Source organism: Pseudomonas sp. Z4-20, from assembly GCF_051131955.1.
GTDB lineage: Bacteria > Pseudomonadota > Gammaproteobacteria > Pseudomonadales > Pseudomonadaceae > Aquipseudomonas > Aquipseudomonas marvdashtae.
Genome location: NZ_CP071641.1, coordinates 1,264,951 through 1,285,613, shown reverse-complemented (window position 1 = coordinate 1,285,613; position 20,663 = coordinate 1,264,951). Strand labels below are relative to the sequence as shown.

The 20,663-nt window shown below is 62.3% G+C and carries 18 protein-coding genes; 11 read left to right on the top strand and 7 right to left on the bottom strand.

The features are described from left to right. Nucleotides 1–118 precede the first annotated feature (118 nt). The gene (locus J3P82_RS05985) at nt 119–2,653 is read right to left on the bottom strand and encodes a CS1-pili formation C-terminal domain-containing protein (RefSeq protein WP_434561469.1); all 2,535 of its coding nucleotides are present in this window, start codon (nt 2,651–2,653) and stop codon (nt 119–121) included. Between the two features lie 126 nt (nt 2,654–2,779). Next, complete coding sequence (locus tag J3P82_RS05980; RefSeq protein ID WP_434561467.1) at nt 2,780–3,265, bottom strand: CS1 type fimbrial major subunit; 486 nt, start codon at nt 3,263–3,265, stop codon at nt 2,780–2,782. 513 nt (nt 3,266–3,778) lie between these two features. Here J3P82_RS05980 and J3P82_RS05975 point away from each other — a divergent pair. The 3 genes from J3P82_RS05975 (at nt 3,779) to purT (ending at nt 6,536) form a co-directional block, all read left to right on the top strand. Then, the gene (locus J3P82_RS05975; protein WP_434561465.1) at nt 3,779–4,570 is read left to right on the top strand and encodes a siderophore-interacting protein; all 792 of its coding nucleotides are present in this window, start codon (nt 3,779–3,781) and stop codon (nt 4,568–4,570) included. 225 nt (nt 4,571–4,795) lie between these two features. Further along, nucleotides 4,796–5,263 carry a preQ0 transporter gene (locus tag J3P82_RS05970; RefSeq protein WP_434561463.1) on the top strand — a complete coding sequence of 156 codons (468 nt, stop codon included), beginning with the start codon at nt 4,796–4,798 and terminating at the stop codon, nt 5,261–5,263. 91 nt (nt 5,264–5,354) lie between these two features. Further along, entirely contained in the window at nt 5,355–6,536 is a 1,182-nt protein-coding gene (purT, locus tag J3P82_RS05965) for a formate-dependent phosphoribosylglycinamide formyltransferase (RefSeq protein ID WP_434561461.1), read from the top strand. Between the two features lie 231 nt (nt 6,537–6,767). Here the strand turns inward: purT and J3P82_RS05960 are convergent, their stop codons facing one another. Next, nucleotides 6,768–9,182 carry a glucose/quinate/shikimate family membrane-bound PQQ-dependent dehydrogenase gene (locus tag J3P82_RS05960; RefSeq protein ID WP_434561459.1) on the bottom strand — a complete coding sequence of 805 codons (2,415 nt, stop codon included), beginning with the start codon at nt 9,180–9,182 and terminating at the stop codon, nt 6,768–6,770. A 439-nt stretch (nt 9,183–9,621) separates the two neighbouring features. Between J3P82_RS05960 and J3P82_RS05955 the strand changes: the two genes are divergently transcribed. Together J3P82_RS05955 and J3P82_RS05950 are read left to right on the top strand one after the other, a co-directional pair. Further along, nucleotides 9,622–9,852, top strand: coding sequence for a VF530 family DNA-binding protein (locus tag J3P82_RS05955; protein WP_003205228.1), 231 nt, complete (start codon nt 9,622–9,624; stop codon nt 9,850–9,852). 24 nt (nt 9,853–9,876) lie between these two features. Continuing rightward, the gene (locus tag J3P82_RS05950; protein ID WP_434563724.1) at nt 9,877–10,491 is read left to right on the top strand and encodes a Pr6Pr family membrane protein; all 615 of its coding nucleotides are present in this window, start codon (nt 9,877–9,879) and stop codon (nt 10,489–10,491) included. Nucleotides 10,492–10,656: 165 nt separating this feature from the next. Here the strand turns inward: J3P82_RS05950 and J3P82_RS05945 are convergent, their stop codons facing one another. From J3P82_RS05945 to J3P82_RS05935, 3 genes are read right to left on the bottom strand one after another with little or no spacing between them, the layout of a single operon-like run. Then, the gene (locus J3P82_RS05945) at nt 10,657–10,872 is read right to left on the bottom strand and encodes a DUF1289 domain-containing protein (protein WP_186643573.1); all 216 of its coding nucleotides are present in this window, start codon (nt 10,870–10,872) and stop codon (nt 10,657–10,659) included. Further along, complete coding sequence (locus J3P82_RS05940) at nt 10,869–11,393, bottom strand: gamma carbonic anhydrase family protein (RefSeq protein WP_434561457.1); 525 nt, start codon at nt 11,391–11,393, stop codon at nt 10,869–10,871. Before J3P82_RS05940 ends, J3P82_RS05945 begins: the two co-directional genes overlap by 4 nt. A gap of 16 nt (nt 11,394–11,409) precedes the next feature. After that, nucleotides 11,410–12,009 (bottom strand): CoA pyrophosphatase, encoded by a 600-nt coding sequence (locus J3P82_RS05935; protein ID WP_186640912.1) that lies wholly within the window; start codon nt 12,007–12,009, stop codon nt 11,410–11,412. 147 nt (nt 12,010–12,156) lie between these two features. Between J3P82_RS05935 and J3P82_RS05930 the strand changes: the two genes are divergently transcribed. Both J3P82_RS05930 and J3P82_RS05925 read left to right on the top strand, forming a co-directional pair. Further along, nucleotides 12,157–12,708: an NUDIX hydrolase gene (locus J3P82_RS05930; protein WP_434561455.1), complete on the top strand. Its 552-nt coding sequence runs from the start codon at nt 12,157–12,159 to the stop codon at nt 12,706–12,708. 42 nt (nt 12,709–12,750) lie between these two features. Continuing rightward, nucleotides 12,751–13,257, top strand: a complete 507-nt coding sequence (locus J3P82_RS05925) for a L,D-transpeptidase family protein (protein ID WP_053124801.1) — start codon at nt 12,751–12,753, stop codon at nt 13,255–13,257. Nucleotides 13,258–13,447: 190 nt separating this feature from the next. On the opposite strand, the gene J3P82_RS05920 is transcribed toward J3P82_RS05925, so the two are convergent. Then, on the bottom strand, nt 13,448–13,804 hold the full coding sequence (locus J3P82_RS05920) for a DUF6124 family protein (protein WP_434561453.1): 357 nt from the start codon (nt 13,802–13,804) through the stop codon (nt 13,448–13,450). 1,400 nt (nt 13,805–15,204) lie between these two features. Between J3P82_RS05920 and J3P82_RS05915 the strand changes: the two genes are divergently transcribed. Genes J3P82_RS05915 through ptsP form a run of 4 tightly spaced genes read left to right on the top strand, consistent with a single transcriptional unit; the run spans nt 15,205 to nt 20,631 of the window. Further along, nucleotides 15,205–15,936: a GntR family transcriptional regulator gene (locus tag J3P82_RS05915; RefSeq protein ID WP_186643569.1), complete on the top strand. Its 732-nt coding sequence runs from the start codon at nt 15,205–15,207 to the stop codon at nt 15,934–15,936. A gap of 17 nt (nt 15,937–15,953) precedes the next feature. Then, on the top strand, nt 15,954–17,060 hold the full coding sequence (gene nagA, locus J3P82_RS05910) for an N-acetylglucosamine-6-phosphate deacetylase (RefSeq protein ID WP_434561451.1): 1,107 nt from the start codon (nt 15,954–15,956) through the stop codon (nt 17,058–17,060). Next, complete coding sequence (locus tag J3P82_RS05905) at nt 17,041–18,063, top strand: SIS domain-containing protein (protein ID WP_434561449.1); 1,023 nt, start codon at nt 17,041–17,043, stop codon at nt 18,061–18,063. Before nagA ends, J3P82_RS05905 begins: the two co-directional genes overlap by 20 nt. A 54-nt stretch (nt 18,064–18,117) precedes the next feature. Further along, nucleotides 18,118–20,631 (top strand): phosphoenolpyruvate--protein phosphotransferase, encoded by a 2,514-nt coding sequence (gene ptsP / locus J3P82_RS05900; protein WP_434561447.1) that lies wholly within the window; start codon nt 18,118–18,120, stop codon nt 20,629–20,631. Nucleotides 20,632–20,663 lie beyond the last annotated feature (32 nt).

The following is a 20,663-nucleotide window of genomic DNA, read 5'->3' as shown; positions in this document are numbered from 1 at the left end:
AAAATAAGTAGGTGGGCCATTCACTTGTGGGAGCAAGACTTGCCCGCGATGCAGGCGCCCCCTCTCTTCAGGTGAACTGCGTTATCGTTAATCGCGAGCAAGCTTTGCTCCCACGGCCTCACGAGCGTTGTTTCGCACTGCCAGCCTCGGCCACCGTCGTGTCGGCCAGGGTATCCGGGGTGCAGCGCAGATCGCCGATCATCAATACATCCCCTTCGCGGCTGGCACTGTCGGGATCGAGACGGAAACGGCAGAACAATTCATTGCCGTAGCGCACTTCCAGGGTCGGGTTGCCGGCATTCATTTCCATCGAGAAGAACCCGTCCACTTCGCTGATCCCGCGACTGGCGTGGTTGATCACGTGATGGCCCTTGAGCGGCTGCCCCTGTTCGTCGAGCAGGCGACCCAATACAGTCACGGTGCGCATCACAGCGATCCTGCGGTAGTCCACGCCGCCCTTGTTCAAGTGATAGCGGGTGCGGGAAGGCTCGATGTTCGCCGCCGGCGGATGCAGGCCCTCGAAATCGAAGGTCACCATGCTGTTTTTGTAAGCGGTGATCGGCACGAAGTTACGGCCCGGACGCAGCACAGTGCTGCCGCCGGTCAAGTCGTCGGCGCGCAAGGCGATTTCGTCCAGGTCGGTTTCCACATCGACGATCATTCCCGCGCCGCGCCCTTGGGGCACGCCGGTGAACGCGGCTTTCGTGCCGCCCACGGCCACCGTGCTGCTCAGGTTCAAGCCGCCGGTGAGGTTGTCGTTATAGGACGAACGCTGGAGGAAACCGTCGCCGTAAAGCGAATCGGTCTGGAAACTGGCGAGGCCGGACAGGCCCACGCCATAGGTGTCGGCCAGCACCGTGCCGGAGACGCTTTGCAGGACGTGATCTTCCAGATTGCGGCGATACGACAGCGACGCGTTGTTGTCCCGCTCGCCATCGCGCGAGGTGCGGGTACCGACGCTGCCCGACCAGTACTCACCCGGCCCACCCAAGGCCACACTGAGACTCAGGTCCAGGCCACGGTTGCGCTTGTCGGCGGTGCTGGAAGTGCCCGGGCGGTCAAACACCGACAGCCGCCAGTTGGCATCGCTGCCGCGCAACTTGGCGCGCTGGGTCCAGCCCAGGTCCAGGCCGGTGCCCTGGACATTGCCTTCGCTGTAGGCGAGCCGGCCGTTGAGGGAGGTCTTGTTGCTCAGGCGATGGTTGACCGACAGCGATGAGTTGCTGGTATGGCCGACGAACACATTGCGCTGGCGGATACGGGTGCCGTCCGGCAGGGTTTCATAGGTGTTGCGGGTGTCCAGCCAGCTGCGATTGTGGCTGGCCACGATGCTGCCCTGGCCGTAGCTGTACAGGCCTTGCAGGTCCATGCCGTTGCCGTACCGCTCGGTCTGGTAGACGTTGGCATACAGGCTGGTGTTGCTGGCAAGCGTCCAGTCCACCGAGGTGCCGACTTGCAGTTTGTCCTGCACTTGGCGCGTGGAAGCCCCCAGGATCACCCGAGGATGCAACAGGTAGTTGAGGCCGATCCCCGCGGTGTTGAAACCCGAGGGTTGGTCTTCCCAATTGCTCCAGAGCCGGGTTTCCCGTCCGGCGAACAGGTTGTAGCGCCAGCGGTCTTCGGTGCTGTTCCAATTGTTGGGCTTATAGACCAGCTCTTGGCTGGTGGCGGTGGTTTGCCCGTCCTCGACCAACCGTACTTCTACTTCATAAATGCCGCCGGGCAAGGGCCGGGTGTCCAGGCTTTGCAAGCCGGCGCTGACCGCCTGGGTATTGATCAACAGGCCATTGCGATAGATTTCCACCGCAGCCTGGCGACTGGCGGTGACATAAATGGGGTAGACGCTGGGCTTGGGATTGTCGATGACCAGGCTGTCGGAACTGCCGTACATCACCCCCAGCGCGGTGTCCGGGTTAGCGCCAAACGCGCGGATCTGCCGGTTCAAGCCATCGGAGCTGGGCGTGAAATAACCCAGGCGGAAAAAATTTCCTTCCATCTCTCGTTGGGTGTAGAGCTCATGGACGGCGTGATAGACCTTGTCGTCCGGCCCACCCAGGCGTGAGAGCTGGAGATCGAGCGACTGGCTCCAGTTGCCGAGGCTGGAACCGGCATTGAGACCATAGCGACCGCCCGTATCCTGCTCCTGGCCGCCATTGATGTTGAGTTGGTTATTGAGGATCAGGCCGAAGCTGCCGCCTTCCGGTTGATCGTAATAACGCTTGGTTTCGGTGCCGCGCTCCACATCGCGGGTGAGGATCGACACCAATGAATTTTCAAGACTGTAATGCACAGCGAGCAGGCCTGACGAACAATTGGCTTCGCAGGCACCCAGTGCTACGCCTTGTTTGAGAAGGTGTTCCCATTGATCGCGCTCGACCGCCTTCAGGGTACTTTCCTGAGTGTCGGTAAATTCAAGCAGGGTAATACGATCATCCCGCGTCAAGACCACCATGGCTTCACCGAGATACTGTTGATTGAGTTCAACACGAACCGCCAGTGGTACGTCGAAGAAGTGCGCTTCAAACTCTGCCGGCAAACCCTTGGCCTGTGACAACAGACTGGTGGGCGTCGTACCGGGGGCAGTCGGCGCGGCCAATGCATTCGCGCACAGCAACAGCGCGAGCGCACCCGCGATGGGTGTCATTGGATACATCAACGGATTCTCATAATCAGCGAGCTATCGGGTTGTTCCAGGTGCGGGCCGACCGGCTGGGGAGAACCGGCCGACCTGCGATAACGCCCGTGGTGACGGGATGAACTCACCGGGCGTTAAATGGCATCACGGACGCGGCACGGCATCGAAGATCACGGTCATGTCGGCGGTGTACAGGCCGTTCTGGGTGTCCAGAGGACGAGCCGGGGTGATGGTCATGTCAGCCTGGGTACCCGGTGTCGACGTTGCGTCGTCCACCACTTCCTGAGGCGTGGCGGTCAGGGTGACGCCATTGAACGCGGTGGTCAGGGCAATGGCATCACGACCATTGAACAGCGAAGCCGGGCCACCTTCGATGTAGGCATTGACCGAACCGTCGGTATTCTTCACATCAAAGGTCTGGCGCAGCGAAGTCAGGGTGCCGGTCACCGTGTTGTAGCTCATGACTTCATCCTTACCGAAGTCCGGGTTGCGAGGCTGCACATGGAACTGCTGGGTCGGAATGTTCGCGGTGATGTGGATGGAGGAGCGCGCGTCATCGGCAGCGAACGCCAGCGAAGAACTCAAGGTAACGGCAGTCAGGGAAGCGGCGGTTACGAGTGGTTTGAGCATGTCTAACACCTGTTCATAGCAATAAAGAGAGAGAGGTTGGGTTCCAGGCCACCAGCAACTTGGCGTGTCACCTCAACGCCGGAGCATGATCGTCTCCCTTTAATTAAAAATAAGCAGGCCGTTTCCTATAGACACGTAGTAAAAGCGGTACTCGAAAAGAAGAAAAAGTTGCGATTTTATTTAATTGATGTTTTTGGATGTAAGAAACTCCCTACGTATAGCTTTAGATCCACCTAAAAACAGACCTTGATATTCTTCCGGTCAACTTTTTGGCAAAGCGCTTATTCCATTTAACTAGAGGGCCAAGATTACATGCCTGCCACGGCACAGGACGCGGCTGAAATGAAAGAAAACGCTACAGCCTGACCGCTGCCATACGTCTATTCATAGAAGCGCGACCGTCGTGCGGGATGATGCAAGGCAGCCTATTGACGCGAGCAGACGTAGACTGCTGTCTATATCGCCAAAGCCACCCTCGACGGCCCGACCGTCCACCTGTTTTGGAGTCATGCAATGACCGAAGTCGATCCGAACACCATTCACCGTGTCAACCACGAGATCAAGCGGCGCCGCCTGCAAGTGCTGCGGGTGGCCGACCTGACCCCGCGCATGCGCCGCATCACCGTCGGCGGGCCGGAGCTGGCCGGGTTCGTCAGCCTGGGCACGGACGATCATGTGAAGCTGCTGTTCCCGCAGAACGCCGAGGAACAGGCTGCCCTGGAAAACTTCAGCCCCAGCCCCAGCACCGACAAGGCCCAGGGGCCGATGCCCCCGATGCGCGACTACACCCCGCGTCGCTATGACCTGGACACCCTGGAACTGGACATCGATTTCGTGCTCCACGGCGACGGCCCGGCCGCGACCTGGGCGGCCCAAGCGGCGCCAGGGCAATACCTCAACATCGCCGGGCCCCGGGGCTCGATGATCGTGCCGGACATCTTCGACAGCTATTTACTGATCGGCGACGAAACCGCCCTGCCCGCCATCGCCCGCCGCCTCGAAGGCCTGGCGCCCAATCGGCGGGCCCTGGTGGTGGTGGAAGTGGAAAACGGCGCCGAGCAGCAGGTGCTCCAGAGCCCGGCGCAGGTGCATGTGATCTGGGTGTTGCGCGAGGGTCGCCAGGACAACCTGCTCCGTACCGTGCAACAGCTGGAAATGCCCGGCGGCAAGCTGTACGCCTGGGTCGCGACCGAGAGCAAGGTGTCCCGGCAGATTCGCAAGGTTTTGCTGGAGGAGAAAGGGTTGGGCCAGGATTTTGTGAAGACGGTGGGGTATTGGAAGCTGAATGATAGTGAGGAGGATTGAGGGACGGCTTGCTGCTGAAGTAACCTTCTGACACTAATGACCCTTGTGGCGAGGGAGCTTGCTCCCGCTGGGCTGCGCAGCAGCCCCCCCCCCCAAAGCAGCCACCTCGACCTATCTGATCCACCGAGTTGCCAGGTTTTGGGTCTGCTTCGCAGCCCAGCGGGAGCAAGCTCCCTCGCCACGGTCGTTTCGCCCTGCATCCCAACCCACCAGGTACCCCGCCCCATGCTTTTCCTGATCGCGTACATCGGCAGCGTCGTGCTGATCAACTTCGCATTCTCGGCCGCGCCGCACCTGGACATCATCTGGTCGGCCTGGGGCGGGCTGGTGTTTATCCTGCGGGACATGGTGCAGACCCGCTTCGGCCATGGCGCCATCGTGGCGATGCTGGCGGCGCTGGTGTTGTCCTACGTCACCTCGGACCCGACCATCGCCTTGGCGAGCGCCACGGCGTTCGCGGTATCCGAATGCATCGACTGGCTGGTGTTCACGGTCACCAAGCGCCCGCTGCATGACCGGTTGTGGATCAGTTCGGCCCTGAGCATCCCCATCGACACGTTCATTTTCTTTGGAATGATCGACGCCTTGACCCCAGCCGTGGTGATCACCGCCCTGCTCTCGAAATTCGCCGGGGTTACGGCCGTCTGGCTGATCATGGCCTGGCGTCTGCGCAAACAGCCCGTCGCCGGCTGACGCGGTTCATGTAAAATGCCGCGCTTTCTCCCATGGGAAGCTCGCCCGGCGCGCGACCCTCGATGATCCGCTCCTGTTTGAGGACCTTCAGATGACCCGTATCGGAACCCCATTGTCGCCCACCGCGACCCGCGTTTTGTTGTGTGGCAGCGGTGAGCTGGGCAAGGAAGTGGTAATCGAACTGCAGCGCCTGGGCGTTGAAGTGATTGCCGTGGATCGCTACGCCAACGCGCCGGCCATGCAAGTGGCCCACCGCAGCCACGTGATCAACATGCTCGACGGCGCGGCCCTGCGCGCAGTGATCGAGGCCGAGAAGCCGCACTACATCGTGCCGGAAATCGAAGCCATCGCCACCGCGACCCTGGTGGAACTGGAGGCCGAAGGCTTCACCGTGATCCCTACGGCTCGCGCCGCGCAGTTGACCATGAACCGCGAAGGCATCCGCCGCCTGGCCGCCGAAGAACTGGGTCTGCCGACCTCGCCATACTTCTTCGCCGACACCATCGAAGACTACCGCAAGGCCGTCGAGACCCTGGGCTTCCCGTGCGTAGTGAAGCCGGTGATGAGCTCATCGGGCAAGGGCCAAAGCCTGCTGCGCGGCACCGATGACGTGCAGAAAGCCTGGGATTACGCCCAGGAAGGCGGCCGTGCCGGCAAGGGCCGGGTGATCATCGAAGGGTTCATCGACTTCGACTACGAAATCACCCTGCTCACCGTGCGTCACGTCGGCGGCACGACCTTCTGCGCACCGGTCGGCCACCGGCAGGAAAAAGGCGACTATCAGGAATCCTGGCAGCCACAAGCCATGAGCCCAGCGGCCCTGGCCGAATCCGAGCGCGTCGCCAAAGCCGTGACCGAGGCCTTGGGCGGTCGTGGACTGTTTGGCGTCGAACTGTTCATCAAGGGTGACCAGGTGTGGTTCAGCGAAGTCTCGCCGCGCCCACACGACACCGGCCTGGTGACGCTGATTTCCCAGGACCTGTCGCAATTCGCCTTGCACGCCCGGGCCATTCTCGGCCTGCCGATCCCACTGATCCGCCAGTTCGGCCCATCGGCCTCGGCGGTGATTTTGGTGGAAGGCCAGTCGACCCAGACCGCCTTCGCCAACCTCGGCGCCGCCCTGGGCGAGCCGGACACCGCCCTGCGCCTGTTCGGCAAACCGGAAGTCAACGGCCAGCGCCGCTTGGGCGTGGCCCTGGCGCGCGATGAGTCGATCGAAGCCGCCCGCGCCAAGGCGACCCGAGCTTCCCAAGCGGTCAAGATCGAGCTCTAAGACCTCGTACACAAAACCCCGTGGCGAGGGAGCTTGCTCCCGCTGGGTTGCGAAGCAGCCCCCTTGCTTTGTCAGCCATCACACCGCAGGGGATGCTGACGCATCCAGCGGGAGCAAGCTCCCTCGCCACAAAAGCAGAAGCTAAAAGGCCTGCGTTCACAAAGACTCCGCGCGGCACAAAAAAAGGCGACACCCGCAAGGGTGTCGCCTTTTTCTTGGGCGCGGTTCTGCTTAATCCGGCAGCTTGTAGGCAATCACATAGTCACCCTGCTTGGTGCCCAGCGAGCCATGACCACCGGCAACAACCAGCACGTATTGTTTGCCGTCCTTGCCGGTGTAGGTCATCGGCGTGGTCTGGGCGCCGGCGGGCAGGCGGCCTTCCCACAGTTGCTTGCCGTTCTTCACATCATAGGCACGCAGGTACTGGTCGAGCGTACCGCTAAGGAATGCCAGGCCACTGGCGGTGGTGAACGGGCCGCCCAGGCTCGGGACGCCCATGCTCAGCGGGATCGGAACCGGCGAGCTGTCGCGCACGGTGCCGTTCTTGTGCTTCCACAGGGTCTTGTTGTTGGTCAGGTCCACGGCTGCCACGTAACCCCAGGCAGGCGCCTGGCACGGCAGGCCCATGGGCGAGAGCAGCGCTTCGAGGATCACGCCATACGGCGCGCCCTTGTTCGGCTGCACGCCTTCGGTTTCGCTTTTGCGCCCCGGACCGCCAGCGACTTCCGCCGCCGGCACCAGTTTTGACTTGAACGCCATGTAGCTCGGGTTGACGAAGGCGATCTGGCGCACCGGGTCCACTGAAATGCCACCCCAGTCGAATACGCCGAAGTTGCCTGGGTAGACGATCGAGCCTTGCAGCGACGGCGGCGTGAACATGCCGTCATAGCGCAGCGACTTGAAGTCGATCCGGCACAGCATCTGGTCGAACGGGGTCACGCCCCACATGTCGCGTTCCTTGAGGACCGGCGGCACGAAGTTCAGGTCGGACATCGGTTGGGTCGGCGAGGTGAAGTCGCCTTCCACCGCGCCTTGCGGCACCGGGATCTCCTTGATCGGCACGATCGGCTGGCCGTTGCTGCGATCCAGCACGTAGATGCTGCCCTGTTTGGTCGAGGCCAGGACGGCGGGTTTCACGCCATCGGCGGTCTTCAGGTCCATCAGGGTCGGTTGACCGCCAACGTCCATGTCCCACAGGTCGTGGTGGGTGAACTGGAAGTACCAGCGCACCTTGCCGGTGGCGATGTCCAGGGCGGTCAGGCCGGCGGCGTATTTTTCCGATTCCGGTGTGCGGAATCCGCCGAACTGGTCGGGAGTCTGGTTGCCCATCGGCAGATAGAGCATCCCGAGTTTTTCATCGACGCTGAACATAGACCACATGTTCGGCGAGTTGCGGGTGTAGGTCTGGCCTTCGGCAATCGGCGTGGTGTCGTCCGGGTTGCCGCTGTCCCAGTTCCACACCAGTTTGCCGGTGTGCACGTCGTAGGCACGGATGACACCGCTCGGCTCATCGGTGGAGACGTTATCGGTGACGTGGCCGCCGATCACCACCAGGTTCTGGGTGACTGCCGGCGGCGAGGTGGAGTAGTAACCGCCCGCCGTGAAGCCGCCGATATTGGCGGTCAGGTCGACCTGGCCCTTGTCGCCGAAGTCTTCGCACATCTTGCCGGTGTCGGCATTGAGGGCGATCAGGCGGGTGTCGGCGGTCGGCAGGAAAATCCGCCGTGGGCAAACGCTGCTGGCTGGCGTAGCACTGGCCATGCCGGTCGGGCTCTGTTCGGCGGATGCGTACACGGCGTCATCGTGGTAGGTCACGCCACGGCAAGTCATGTGGGCCCAACCCTTGAAGTTCTCCGCTTTTTGCGTGGAAAGCTTCGGATCGAAACGCCAGATTTCCTTACCGGTTTCAGGCTCCAGGGCAATCACCTGGCTGTGAGGCGTGCACACATAGAGCATACCGTTGACCTTCAACGGGGTATTTTCGGCAGTGGTTTCACCCGGGTCGTTCGGCCCTGGCAGATCGCCGGTGCGATAGGACCAGGCTTCCTTCAACTTGCCGACGTTCTCAGGGGTGATCTGCGCCAGCGGGGAATAGCGGTCGCCATGGGCGCTGCGCCCGTAGGAGTTCCAATCGCCGTCCGGCATGGCCGGTGCGGTGTTGGTCATCCCCGGCACACTGTCGCGGTCCAGTTGGCCCTTGATCTCGCCCGGGTTGGTGAACTGACTGGCCAGCGCGGCGATACCGGCGATGACCACGGCGGCGCCCAAGGCACGGGTGCCCATCGGCGAAGCGTCGGCGGTCAGTAGCGGACGGCGGAACCATGGCAGGAGCATGACGATGCCCAAGGCAAACAGCATCGCCAGGCGCGGCACCAACTGCCACCAGTCCAGGCCAACTTCCCACAGCGCCCAGACCGTACTGGCGAACAACACCAATGCGTACAGCCCCAGCGCCGCACGACGGGCCATGATCAATAGCACGCCGGTCAGCGCCAGGCCGATACCAGCGAGCAGGTAATACAGCGAGCCGCCGAGCGTGCTCAGCTTGATTCCCCCGGCCAGCAAGGCCAGGCCCATCAATAGAAGCAGAATGCCGAGCAGGCTCGGTAACAGACGGCTTCGACTCAAAGCACCCTCAGTGCTCATAGCGTGTTTCTCCGTGACGTTTAAAAAAAGTCCCGCGCAAGTTGTCACTTTAGATGACGATCCTTCGGGGGCATGGTTCAGTTAAAAAAAGCAAATTCCACTGCCACGCTCATCTGGGAGAACGAGAGCCCCGACGGCCCCTCACGCAGAGACAGCGCTGTCTATCCTGGCGCCAGAGCGCGGGAGTTGGTGGATCCAGTAGGGATGCGTGGGATGCGGAGGCTCTGGCGCGCAAGAAGAAACGTTTCAGCAGGCGGCGCAAGGATAATGGCCTGTCATAAATAGAGAAAGATCTTTTATTGACATGGAGCCTTTCGGTTTCGGTAACAGTGTGCCAAGCGGCTACCCCACTCAGGCGAGCGGATGAAGGCAACGCTTCCCCCCAAAGAGCACCTCGGCTAAGGTGCGCGGCTTTACAGCCTTTTCGCGCAGGCCTGCCATGACCGAACCGAACAACAACCCGCTGCACGGCGTCACGCTGGAGCAGATCCTCAACGCCCTCGTGCAGCACTACGAATGGTCGGGCCTGGCCGAACGCATCGACATCCGTTGCTTCAAGAGCGACCCGAGCATCAAGTCGAGCCTGACTTTCCTGCGCAAGACGCCTTGGGCGCGGGAGAAAGTCGAGCGTCTTTACATCAAGCTGATGCGTACCAAGCGGCCCGTCTGAATCGTGAGCGGGCGAACCGGTTTCGTGGCGACGCAGGCCTTGCTTGGCTGGACGGGATTGAGCATCCAGCTTTACCTGATCCTGCTGGGGCGCTGGGAACTGGGCGCGAGCCTGCTGGGTGGGCTGGTGAGTTTCCTCAGTTTTTTCACGGTACTGACCAACTTGTTGGTGGCGGTGGTCCTGACCTGGGAACTGACCCAGCGCCCCTCCGCGGCCCGACGCTGGTTCCTGCTGCCCAGCGTACGCAGCGGCATCGCGGTGAGCATCGCCCTGGTCGGCCTGGCCTATAACCTGCTGCTGCGCCACCTCTGGCAACCCGAAGGCTGGCAATTCGTCGCCGACGAATTGCTGCACGACGTGATGCCTGTGCTGTTCCTCATCTATTGGTGGCGGTGTGTGCCCAAAGGCACCCTGCGCCTGGGCCATATCGGGCTTTGGGTGATTTATCCGCTGGTGTACTTCGGCTACGTCCTGTTGCGCGGGGATTTACTCGCGGCCTATCCCTACCCCTTCATCGACGTGGCGAACCTGGGTTATCCACAGGTGTTCGTCAATGCCGGGGGGATATTGGCGGGGTTTATCGCGATTGCGCTGGGGGTGGTGGGGCTGGATCGGTGGTTGGGGCGACGGTCGTACTGACGGGACTGCGGATAAAAAGCTTTTGTGGCGAGGGAGCTTGCTCCCGCTGGGTTGCGCAGCAGCCCTGAACCCGACAACCCGGTGTGTCAGGCAGATTAAGTCGCCTGCTTTGGGGTCGCTACGCGACCCAGCGGGAGCAAGCTCCCTCGCCACAGGGGAACGTATTCACAATCCGCGCTTTGTCGGCAACATCCACACCAACCCACTGGCCTTGGCCCGCTCATGACACAGCGCCAGGACCCCACGCCGTTCATCGTTATCCATGCGGCTCCAGAGGGTGATCTCCGCCACGGTGCGCTGGCAGCCGGTGCAGATGTCGTCATCGTCCAGCGCGCAGATGTTTACGCAGGGCGAAGGCACAGGGCGTTCGGGCGTGTTCATTGTTCCTGCTCGGCCAAGTCGCGGGCATAGCGCTGCGAATTGTGCACATAGTGCGCCGCGCTGGCCATGAGCATGCTCTTCTGGGCCTCGGTCAGTTCCCGCACGACCTTGCCCGGCGAGCCCATCACCAGCGAACCGTCGGGAATCTCCTTGCCTTCGCCGATCAGCGAGTTGGCGCCGATGATGCAATGCTTGCCAATCTTCGCGCCGTTGAGAATCACCGCGTTGATGCCGATGAGGCTGTAGTCGCCCACCGTGCAGCCGTGAAGCATCGCGTTGTGGCCGATGGTCACGCCGGTGCCGAGGGTCAGCGGATAGCCCATGTCCGTGTGCATTACGGTGCCGTCCTGCACGTTGCTGTTCTTGCCGATCAGGATCAACTCGTTGTCGCCACGCAGCACGGCGTTGAACCAGACATTGGCGCCCTCTTCGAGGCGGACCTTGCCCACCAACGTGGCGTTGGGTGCAACCCAACTTTGCGGGTGAGTTTCGACACGGGCATCGCCCAGGCGGTATTTCATGAAAGTCCTCGGGGCGTCAGGTATTGATGAAGCTCTTGGGTGGCGTGTGCAAGTCGATATCGGCGTCGTACAGCAGGTTGACCAGTTCCACGATCATGATTGCAGTCAGGCCCCAGATCTTGTATTCGCCGAACCGGTAGCTGGGTACGTACCAACTGCATCCCTGATAATCGATGCGGTGGGTGTGTTCTCGCGGATCCTTGCGGAAGAACTCCAGCGGCACACTGAACACCGCCGCGATCTCGGCGTCGTTGGCCTGGTACTCGACGTAATCCGGAATCACGCCGACGTACGGCGTGACTTTGATTCCGTGCAGGGAAATCAGCGGGCTGAGGGGGCCAATCACTTCCACCAGGCCGGGCGGCAGACCGATCTCTTCCTCGGCTTCGCGCAGGGCTGTGAAGATCAGGTCAGGGTCTTCCGGATCCCGGCGTCCGCCGGGGAACGCCACTTCGCCGCCATGGGTCGATAACCCGCTGGCGCGCAACGTGAGGACCAGTTCCGGCTCGCCGCTGCGGGTAATCGGCACCAGCACCGCTGCTTCCGGGAAGCGTCGATCGGTCTCCAGATCGCGTGGGGTATGGTTGCTTACTCGATGCAGTAGCTCGTCCAGCATGAGACTTCTCGATTTATTCGCTACCTTGCATCATGCACCAATCACGCAAGCGGCCCAAGCCCCGAAACGGCGTCATGTCGCGAAACGACAACTTGCCGATACCCGTGCGCACACGCCAAGATAGGCGCAGCCTCCAGGAATCCAAGCATGAAATTCTGCAGCCAGTGCGGTAACCCGGTGACCCAGCGCATACCCGAGGGCGACTCGCGCCTGCGCTTTGTCTGCGACACCTGTCACACCATTCACTACCAGAACCCCAACATCGTGGCCGGTTGCGTACCGACTTGGGGCAGCAAGGTGCTTTTATGTCGACGCGCCATCGAACCGCGACGCGGCTATTGGACCTTGCCGGCCGGTTTTATGGAGAACGGCGAAACCGTCGAACAGGCCGCGGTCCGTGAAACCGCCGAAGAGGCCTGCGCCAGAGTCCGAAACTTGAACATCTATACGCTGATCGACGTACCGCACATCAGCCAGGTGCATGTATTCTTCCGCGCCGAACTGGTGGACGTGGATTTCGCCGCCGGGCCCGAGAGCCTGGAAGTGCAATTGTTCGAGGAAGCCGACATTCCGTGGGACGAGCTGGCTTTCCGCACGGTGGGCCGTACCCTAGAATGCTTCTACGCTGACCGGCGAGCCGAGGATTACCCGGTGCGATCCGAGTCGATACCGCCGCTTGCTCAGCCTGCCAACACTTAAAAAATCCAATATAGCCGCGACACCTCTAGGGATATCGTTTCAATGCGCTGGTTGCTTGTCCTGTTCTGCCTGTCGTTTACCGCTGTGTCCCAAGCCGCTGCCGTGGGAACCTACAACGGCAAGGTCATCGAAAAAGTCCTGGTGCTCAAGTCCGCCCATCAATTGCAATTGATCAACGACGGCAAGCCCCTCAAGACGTATCGCATCTCCCTGGGCAAGGGCGCCAAGAAAGGCCCCAAGTTGATAGAAGGCGACAAGCGTACCCCCGAGGGTTTCTATTGGCTGGACTGGCGCAAGACCAGCGACCGGTTCTATTTGTCGATGCACATTTCCTACCCCAACATCAGCGACGCCGCCCGCGCCCGCCGCGAAGGCGTGGAGCCGGGGGGCATGATCATGATCCACGGCACGCCTGATTCGGAAGAGAACCCAGAGCAGTTGTTCCATACCCTGGACTGGACCGATGGCTGCATCGCCATGCGTAATGTGGACATGCGCGAGGTGTGGAACCTGGTGCCGGATGGGACGATGATCGAGATTCGTCCGTAGCCCCTTCTCTTGCGGCAAGGAGCTCCTGTGGATAGGAGCTCTTGTGGCGAGGGAGCTTGCTCCCGCTGGGTTGCGCAGCAACCCCAAGGCAGGGCAACTCAATCTGCCTGACACTCCGGGTTGTCAGGTTTTAGGGCTGCTTCGCAACCCAGCGGGAGCAAGCTCCCTCGCCACACAGATTACTTTGGTATCAAGTCCTGAGTTCGACCCGATCCAAGGCCTTGTTCGCCAATAACTCCCCCAACTCAATCATCTGCGCCACCCCCAATGCCACCCGTCGTCGAGAACCTTCCAGGCCGAATGCGAGTTCGCTGAGCATTGCGTTGGCCGAGGCCAGGGTTTCGCTGAGGTTGGCTAGCAGGGCTTCGGTGTCGATGTTGTCCGATACGGTGAACAACTGCACCGAGGGCTGGGGGTCTGGTTCGTCATCGGGCTTAAGGTAGTGGTCCATTGCGCGATCGGCGGCTTCTTTCAGTTTTTCGGGAGCGTAGTCGCCGTAGGGGAAGGTGGAGGCGGGTTTTGGCGGGTTTGGGGTTTCTTTGATCATGTGCAGCTCCTGATTCAATGGAGCCACCACTTTTCGCGGTCAAACAAAAAGGGCAGCTGTACGCGGGTTGACCGACCGGGAATCAAGAAAACCGGCACATCCGAAGACGTCCCACGCACAGCTGCCGCGACACGATACCTCAGACGAAAGGAAAACGCCTGAACTAGGTCTTGGAATGCTGGCGCGTCTAGATTCTCGGACGGTCAAATCCGGTCGCTGAATTGGCAGCGACACCCAGAGGCTAGAGTCCTCGCTTCCGACGGACAACCTTAAAAACATGTCGGAAACTTCGGGGCGTCTGACAGACCATCCATCTGGTCATGGATGTTTCGCACAAATTTCCGAGTAGTCTTTTTGGGTGGGTTGGATTGGGGGCATATCCGTTGCTGCGGTAACGGCTGCTTATGGTTCCGCTCTTACAGCGGGTCACTTTTGGAAAGAGCGCCAAAAGTAACCAAAAACGCTCTGCCCCACCACTCGGCACCTCGCCTAGGCTCGGTGTGCCCTCACTCCGGCATTGCTCCGTGAGCCCGCCGCGAAGGACCATCCATGGTCCAGCGCGGCTATCCCGGCATCCATGCCGGGATGCCCACTGCGCAATACCTGCGTTCGGCCAGCGTGGTTAATGGGGCGCCGAGATCAACGTCCACCACGAGGCGGCCTTATAGCCGACCTGATTTTGGTGGGGACCGTGTTTTTCCGGTGGAAGCGTACTTGCTCACGAGATGCCATGACATCCAGCATATCCACCGGCTGACACTCCGCCTTCGCGAGAAGGCTCGCTCCCACAATTGGATCGAAGTACAGGCGCCAAAGACAGGTCGGCTATAAGGCCGCCTCGTGGCGGACGTTGATCTAGGGCGCCCCGTTAACCACGCTGGCTGAACGAAGGCGTTGCGCAGTGGGCACCTCGGCATGGATGCCGAGGTAGCCGCGCTGGGCCATGGATGGCCCTTCGCGGCGGCCCACGGAGCAAGGTCTTCGTTCAGGCATGCCGAGCCTAGGCGAGGCACCGAGTGGTGGGGCAAAAGCGTTTTGGTTACTTTTGCGCTGTTCAAAAGTAACCCGCTGTAAGAGCGGAACCATTAGCCGCCGCTACCGCAGCATTGGATATACACGCCCAGCTGAAAACAGCCCATCACCACCGCCATCAGAAAATAAATATCAAAATTCACAACTCACAGGCCGGGCATACCACTGCCCCTCTGAGGCAGCCACCAGCGCCGTAGTTTCACGCCCCCTTCTGCCCCCACTAATACCACTTTAAGCCAACCTTATCCAAGCACCCCGTAATTCCCCAAAAACCGCCGAACATCACATTGACTTGGTATTCAAGTGGTATTAGCTTCCCACCCACTCACCGAGCGAAAATTCCTACAGCAGCATCGGACACAGCTCACATGAACGACATCCTGGCCCTGCGTCCCGACGACACCCAACCCACGCCGCTGTACCTGCAACTGGCCCGCAACCTGGAGGCCGCCATCCACGCCGGCCAATGGAAAGCCGAGCAAGCGATGCCGTCCGAGCGCAGCTTGAGCGAGCAACTGGGCATTTCTCGGGTGACCGCTCGCAAAGCGTTGGAAGTGCTGTTCGAACAAGGTCTGATCCGCCGCAACCAAGGCTCGGGCACATTCATCACCCCGCGCCTCGAACAGCCGCTCTCGCGCCTCAGCGGGTTCAGCGAAATGCTCCGGCTCAAGGGCTTCGTGCCTGGGTCGCAGTGGCTGGAGCGAGAGATCACCCCGCCAACCCACGAAGAATTGATCCGCCTGGGCCTGTCGCCCAATGACAAAGTCGCCCGGCTCAAACGGCTGCGCAAGGCCGATGACACGGTCATGGCCATCGAAATGAGCACCCTGCCCGCCTCGATCATTCCCAAGCCGCAGGCGGTGGGCGATTCGCTTTATGAATTCCTCGATGGCATCGGCAAACCGGTCGTGCGCGCGCTGCAACACATCCAGGCGATCAACGCCTCGGACGAATTCGCCGCCCTGGTGGGCATCGCCCCCGGCACCGCGATGCTGCTGATGACGCGGGTCGGCTACCTGGAAGACAACACGCCCATCGAAGTCACCGACACCTATTGCCGCAACGACTACTACGACTTTGTCGCGGAACTGCGGCGCTAGACGACCAGAGAATCCCCATGTCCGAAGACAACATCCTCACCGCCAACGGCTGGATACGCGGCCGTCTCTTGCATGAACACGGCAAGATCGTGTCCATCGAAGGCCAGCCCTGCGATCCGGCGGACAATGACTTGCCTTATCTGTTGCCCGGGTTCATCGACCTGCATGTGCACGGCGGTGGCGGCAAGGACATCATGGAAGGCGCGCCTGCATTCGAGACCATCGCTCGCACTCATGTGCGCTTCGGCACCACCTCGCTGCTGGCCACGACCATGACCGCGCCGAGCGAGGAAATCGCCGGCGTGCTCAAGGCCCTCGGCGAGTTTTGTGAACAGCGGCCCAGCGGCAGTGCCCGTGTCCTGGGCGTGCACTTGGAAGGCCCCTACATCAACCCCGGCAAACTCGGCGCTCAACCGAATTTCGCCCACACGGCATTGATGGCCGAGGTGGAAGCGTACCTGGCCCTGGCACCGATCCGGGTGATCACCATCGCGCCGGAAATCGCCGGCCACGACGCCTTGATTCGCGCACTCAGTTCCCGCGGGGTGCGCATGCAAATCGGTCATACGCTGGGCAGCTATGAGGAAGGCGTCGCGGCGCTGGCGGCCGGGGCCAGCAGCTTTACCCACTTGTACAACGCCATGAGCCCGTTGCATCACCGCGAGCCAGGCATCGTCGGCGCGGCGCTGGCCCACGCGCAATATGCCGAGTTGATCCCGGACCTGTTGCACGTGCACCCCGGCGCTATCCGCGTGGCGTTGCGCTCGATCCCGTGCCTGTATTGCGTCACCGATTCCACGGCCGCCGCCGGCATGCCCGACGGTGAATACAAGCTGGGCAGCCACACCGTGACCAAATGCCTGGGCGGCGTGCGCCTGGCCGACGGCACCCTGGCCGGCAGCACGCTGACGATGGATCAGGCCCTGCGCAACCTGGTGAAGATTGGCTTGCCCCTTGCCGAAGCCTCGCAGCGCTTGTCGCAATTCCCCGCTGACTACCTCGGCCTGCCCGAACGCGGACGCCTGCACCCGGGTGCCTGGGCCGATTGCGTGCGCCTGGACCGTTCCATGAACTTGACCGACGTGATGGTCGAAGGAGAAGCCATTGTCTTCAAAAATGCTTGAAGAGGCCCTGGCCTCGTCCGAGGCCGTCGAGCGCCAATTGCGCCAATTGGACCCCGCCCTGCAGGAGATTGCCGGACGCTTGCGCCGACAACCGCCGCAAGTGGCGATGACCGTGGCCCGTGGCAGCTCCGACCACGCCGCTAGCTACTTTGCCTACCTGACCATGCAACAACTGGGTTTGCCGGTGGCATCGTTGCCGATGTCGGTGGTGACCATGCAACAGGCGCCGCTGAAGGTCAGCGGCCAGGTGGCGTTCGCGTTCTCCCAATCTGGGCAGAGCCCGGACCTGGTGAACAGCTTGCGGCTGTTGCGCAAGCGCGGTGCCTTGAGCGTGGCCCTGGTGAATGCCGCCGATTCGCCCTTGGAAGCGGCGTGTGAGTTCAGCGTGCCGCTGTGCGCAGGCATCGAAAGCAGTGTCGCCGCCACCAAGAGTTTCATCGCTACCCTCAGCGCCAGCGCGCGCCTGGTCGCCCACTGGAAAGACGACGGCGAGTTGCTCGAAGCCGGCATTGCGCTGCCCGAAGGCCTGCGCGAGGCCGCGAGCCAGGATTGGAGCGCTGCCGTCGAGACGTTCCGTGACAGCCAGCGGTTGATGGTGATCGGCCGTGGTGCCGGGTTCGCCATCGCCCAGGAAGCGGCGCTCAAATTCAAGGAGACCTCGGCGATCCAGGCCGAAGCCTTCAGTAGCGCCGAGGTCCGCCACGGGCCGATGGCGCTGATCGACGAGGACTATCCGCTACTGGTTTTTGCCCCACGCGGCGCTGAGCAGGCTGGCGTGTTGAGCCTGGCTGCCGATATGCGCCAGCGCGGCGCCCGGGTGCTGCTGGCCGCACCTGATGACATCGCCGAACGCGACCTGACGCTGAGCCGCGCCGAGCATCCGGCCCTGGACCCGATCCTGGCGATCCAGAGCTTTTATGGCATGGCCGCGACCCTGGCCGTGGCCCGGGGCCTGGACCCGGACCAGCCACGGCACTTGAGCAAGGTTACCCGGACCCACTGAACCGCCGGCCCTCTTCCATCGAGGGCCAATGAGATTTCAAGAGAGAGCGAGCCCATGCCCAACAACAATAAAGAGCTGATCCTCAGCGCCCCGCTCAGCGGTCCGGTGCTCACCCTCGCCAACGTTCCTGACGCGGTATTCGCCAGCGGCGCCATGGGTGACGGGATCGCCATCGATCCGTTGAACGACACCCTCTATGCGCCCTGTGACGGCGAGGTGATCCACGTCGCCCGCACCGGCCACGCCGTGACCCTGCGGGCCGACAACGGCGCCGAACTGCTCCTGCACCTGGGGCTGGACACCGTCGAACTGCAGGGCGATGGGTTTTCCATGCTGGTCAAGGAGGGCGCGCGGGTCAGCAACGGCCAGGCACTGCTGCGCTATGACCTGGACAGCGTGGCACGGCGCTGCAAAAGCCTGGTCAGCCTGTTGATCATCACTAACGGCGAGCATTTCCAGGCACGGCCCATCACGCTTAAAGGGGTCAAGGTCGGCGAACCGTTGCTGCACATCGTCAGCAAAGCACCGGGTGAACCGCGCGACGATGAAGCGGACGTCGGCATCGAAGTGTTCGGCCAGATCCGTATCGCCCACCGTGGCGGCCTACACGCGCGGCCGGCCGCCTTGGTGCGCCAGACTGCGCAAGGCTTCAAGAGCCGCTCGCACCTGCACTTTGGCGGCCGGTCGGCGTCCTGCGACAGCGTCATGGGCTTGATGGGCCTGGCAATCAACGAGCAGGCCGAAGTGCACGTCAGTTGCCGTGGCAGCGACGCCAAAGCGGCGCTGCAAGCCTTGCTCGCAACGTTATCCACAGCCCTGGCCGAAAACGACCATGCCCAGGCCCCGCCGGTAAAAGCGCCCAGTCGGGCCGCCGAAGAGGGCGTGCTCCAAGGAGTCTGCGCCGCGCCCGGCCTGGTGGCCGGACCGTTGGTTCGGTTGGATGGCTTGAAGTTGCCCGAGGATGACGGTGGTCACGATATCGAAGAGCAGCGGCAACGGTTGCGCCAAGCCCTGGAGCACGTCAGTGGCGACATCCGCCTGACGTTGGAAAATGCCAAGGCTCGACGTTACGACAATGAGCAGGCGATCTTCAGCGCCCATCTGGCATTGCTAGAAGACCCGGCCTTGCTGGACGCCGCCTACGTGTCCATCGACCAGGGCGACGCCGCCACCCACGCCTGGAGCCGATCCATCGACGCGCAGTGCCAGGTCCTGCGTCAGTTAGGCAGCCCGCTGCTGGCCGAGCGCGCCAACGATTTACGCGACCTGCGCCAGCGAGTCCTGCGAGCGTTGCTGGGTGAGGCTTGGCAATTCGACGTGCCGGCAGGCTCCATTGTCGCCGCACAGGAGTTGACCCCGTCGGACCTGCTGCACCTCAGCGCCCAAGGCGTGGCCGGTGTGTGCATGGCCGAGGGCGGCGCGACGTCCCATGTGGCAATCCTGGCCCGAGGCAAAGGCGTGCCCTGCCTGGTGGCGTTGGGCGATGCCTTGCTTGCGCAGGCGCCGGGGCAGCCCGTGGTGCTGGATGCCGACGGCGGACGCCTCGAACTGGCGCCAACCGCCGAGCGCCTGACGCAGGTTCAGCAAGCACAAGCCCGACGCGCAGCCCTGCGCGCCCAACAACAGTCGCTCGCCCACGCGCCGGCGCGGACCATTGACGGAGTCGGGATTGAAATCGCCGCAAACGTGGCGTCGAGCGCCGAAGCAAGCCAGGCCTTTGCCTACGGCGCCGACGGCGTCGGTTTGTTGCGCACCGAATTTCTTTTCGTCGACCGCCGTACCGCCCCCGATGAACAGGAACAGCGCCAGGCCTATCAGGCGGTGCTCGATGCCATGGGCGAAAAACCGGTGATCATCCGCACCATCGACGTCGGCGGCGACAAGCAATTGGACTACCTGCCACTGCCGGCCGAAGCCAACCCGGTGCTCGGCCTGCGGGGCATTCGCCTGGCCCAGGTGCGCCCGGAACTGTTGGATCAACAACTGCGCGCCCTGCTGCAAACCCGCCCGCTGCAGCGCTGCCGGATCTTGTTGCCGATGGTCACAGAGGTCGACGAGCTGCTGCACATCCGTCAGCGCCTCGATGCGCTGGGCGCCGAACTGGGCCTGAGCGAACGTCCGCAACTGGGAGTGATGATCGAAGTGCCGGCCGCCGCCTTGCTGGCCGAACAACTGGCCGAGCACGCAGACTTCCTGTCCATCGGCACCAATGACCTGTCCCAGTACACCCTCGCCATGGACCGCGACCATGCAGGTCTCGCCGCCCGGGTCGATGCCTTGCACCCGGCACTGTTGCGGCTGATCGCCCAAACCTGCGCTGGCGCGGCAAAGCACGGGCGTTGGGTCGGCGTGTGCGGCGCCCTGGCTTCGGATCCCCTGGCGACGCCGGTGCTGATCGGGCTGGGCGTCCGGGAGCTGTCGGTCAGCTCGCCGCAAATCGGCGAAATCAAGGACCGCGTGCGTCACCTCGACGCCGCCCAGTGCCGCCGCGTCAGTACCGATTTGCTGAACCTGGCCAGCGCCGCCGCCGTGCGCCAGGCCTGTCACCAACACTGGCCTTTGGGCTGAGCCACGTCGAAGAACAATAAAAGGAGAGACGC

Excerpts from the sequence above, each read along its gene's own strand:
- J3P82_RS05985 (WP_434561469.1), bottom strand. The coding sequence starts at position 2,653 with ATGTATCCAATGACACCCATCGCGGGTGCGCTCGCGCTGTTGCTGTGC.
- J3P82_RS05980 (WP_434561467.1), bottom strand. The coding sequence starts at position 3,265 with ATGCTCAAACCACTCGTAACCGCCGCTTCCCTGACTGCCGTTACCTTG.
- J3P82_RS05975 (WP_434561465.1), top strand. The coding sequence starts at position 3,779 with ATGACCGAAGTCGATCCGAACACCATTCACCGTGTCAACCACGAGATC.
- J3P82_RS05970 (WP_434561463.1), top strand. The coding sequence starts at position 4,796 with ATGCTTTTCCTGATCGCGTACATCGGCAGCGTCGTGCTGATCAACTTC.
- purT (WP_434561461.1), top strand. The coding sequence starts at position 5,355 with ATGACCCGTATCGGAACCCCATTGTCGCCCACCGCGACCCGCGTTTTG.
- J3P82_RS05960 (WP_434561459.1), bottom strand. The coding sequence starts at position 9,182 with ATGAGCACTGAGGGTGCTTTGAGTCGAAGCCGTCTGTTACCGAGCCTG.
- J3P82_RS05955 (WP_003205228.1), top strand. The coding sequence starts at position 9,622 with ATGACCGAACCGAACAACAACCCGCTGCACGGCGTCACGCTGGAGCAG.
- J3P82_RS05945 (WP_186643573.1), bottom strand. The coding sequence starts at position 10,872 with ATGAACACGCCCGAACGCCCTGTGCCTTCGCCCTGCGTAAACATCTGC.
- J3P82_RS05940 (WP_434561457.1), bottom strand. The coding sequence starts at position 11,393 with ATGAAATACCGCCTGGGCGATGCCCGTGTCGAAACTCACCCGCAAAGT.
- J3P82_RS05935 (WP_186640912.1), bottom strand. The coding sequence starts at position 12,009 with ATGCTGGACGAGCTACTGCATCGAGTAAGCAACCATACCCCACGCGAT.
- J3P82_RS05930 (WP_434561455.1), top strand. The coding sequence starts at position 12,157 with ATGAAATTCTGCAGCCAGTGCGGTAACCCGGTGACCCAGCGCATACCC.
- J3P82_RS05925 (WP_053124801.1), top strand. The coding sequence starts at position 12,751 with ATGCGCTGGTTGCTTGTCCTGTTCTGCCTGTCGTTTACCGCTGTGTCC.
- J3P82_RS05920 (WP_434561453.1), bottom strand. The coding sequence starts at position 13,804 with ATGATCAAAGAAACCCCAAACCCGCCAAAACCCGCCTCCACCTTCCCC.
- J3P82_RS05915 (WP_186643569.1), top strand. The coding sequence starts at position 15,205 with ATGAACGACATCCTGGCCCTGCGTCCCGACGACACCCAACCCACGCCG.
- nagA (WP_434561451.1), top strand. The coding sequence starts at position 15,954 with ATGTCCGAAGACAACATCCTCACCGCCAACGGCTGGATACGCGGCCGT.
- ptsP (WP_434561447.1), top strand. The coding sequence starts at position 18,118 with ATGCCCAACAACAATAAAGAGCTGATCCTCAGCGCCCCGCTCAGCGGT.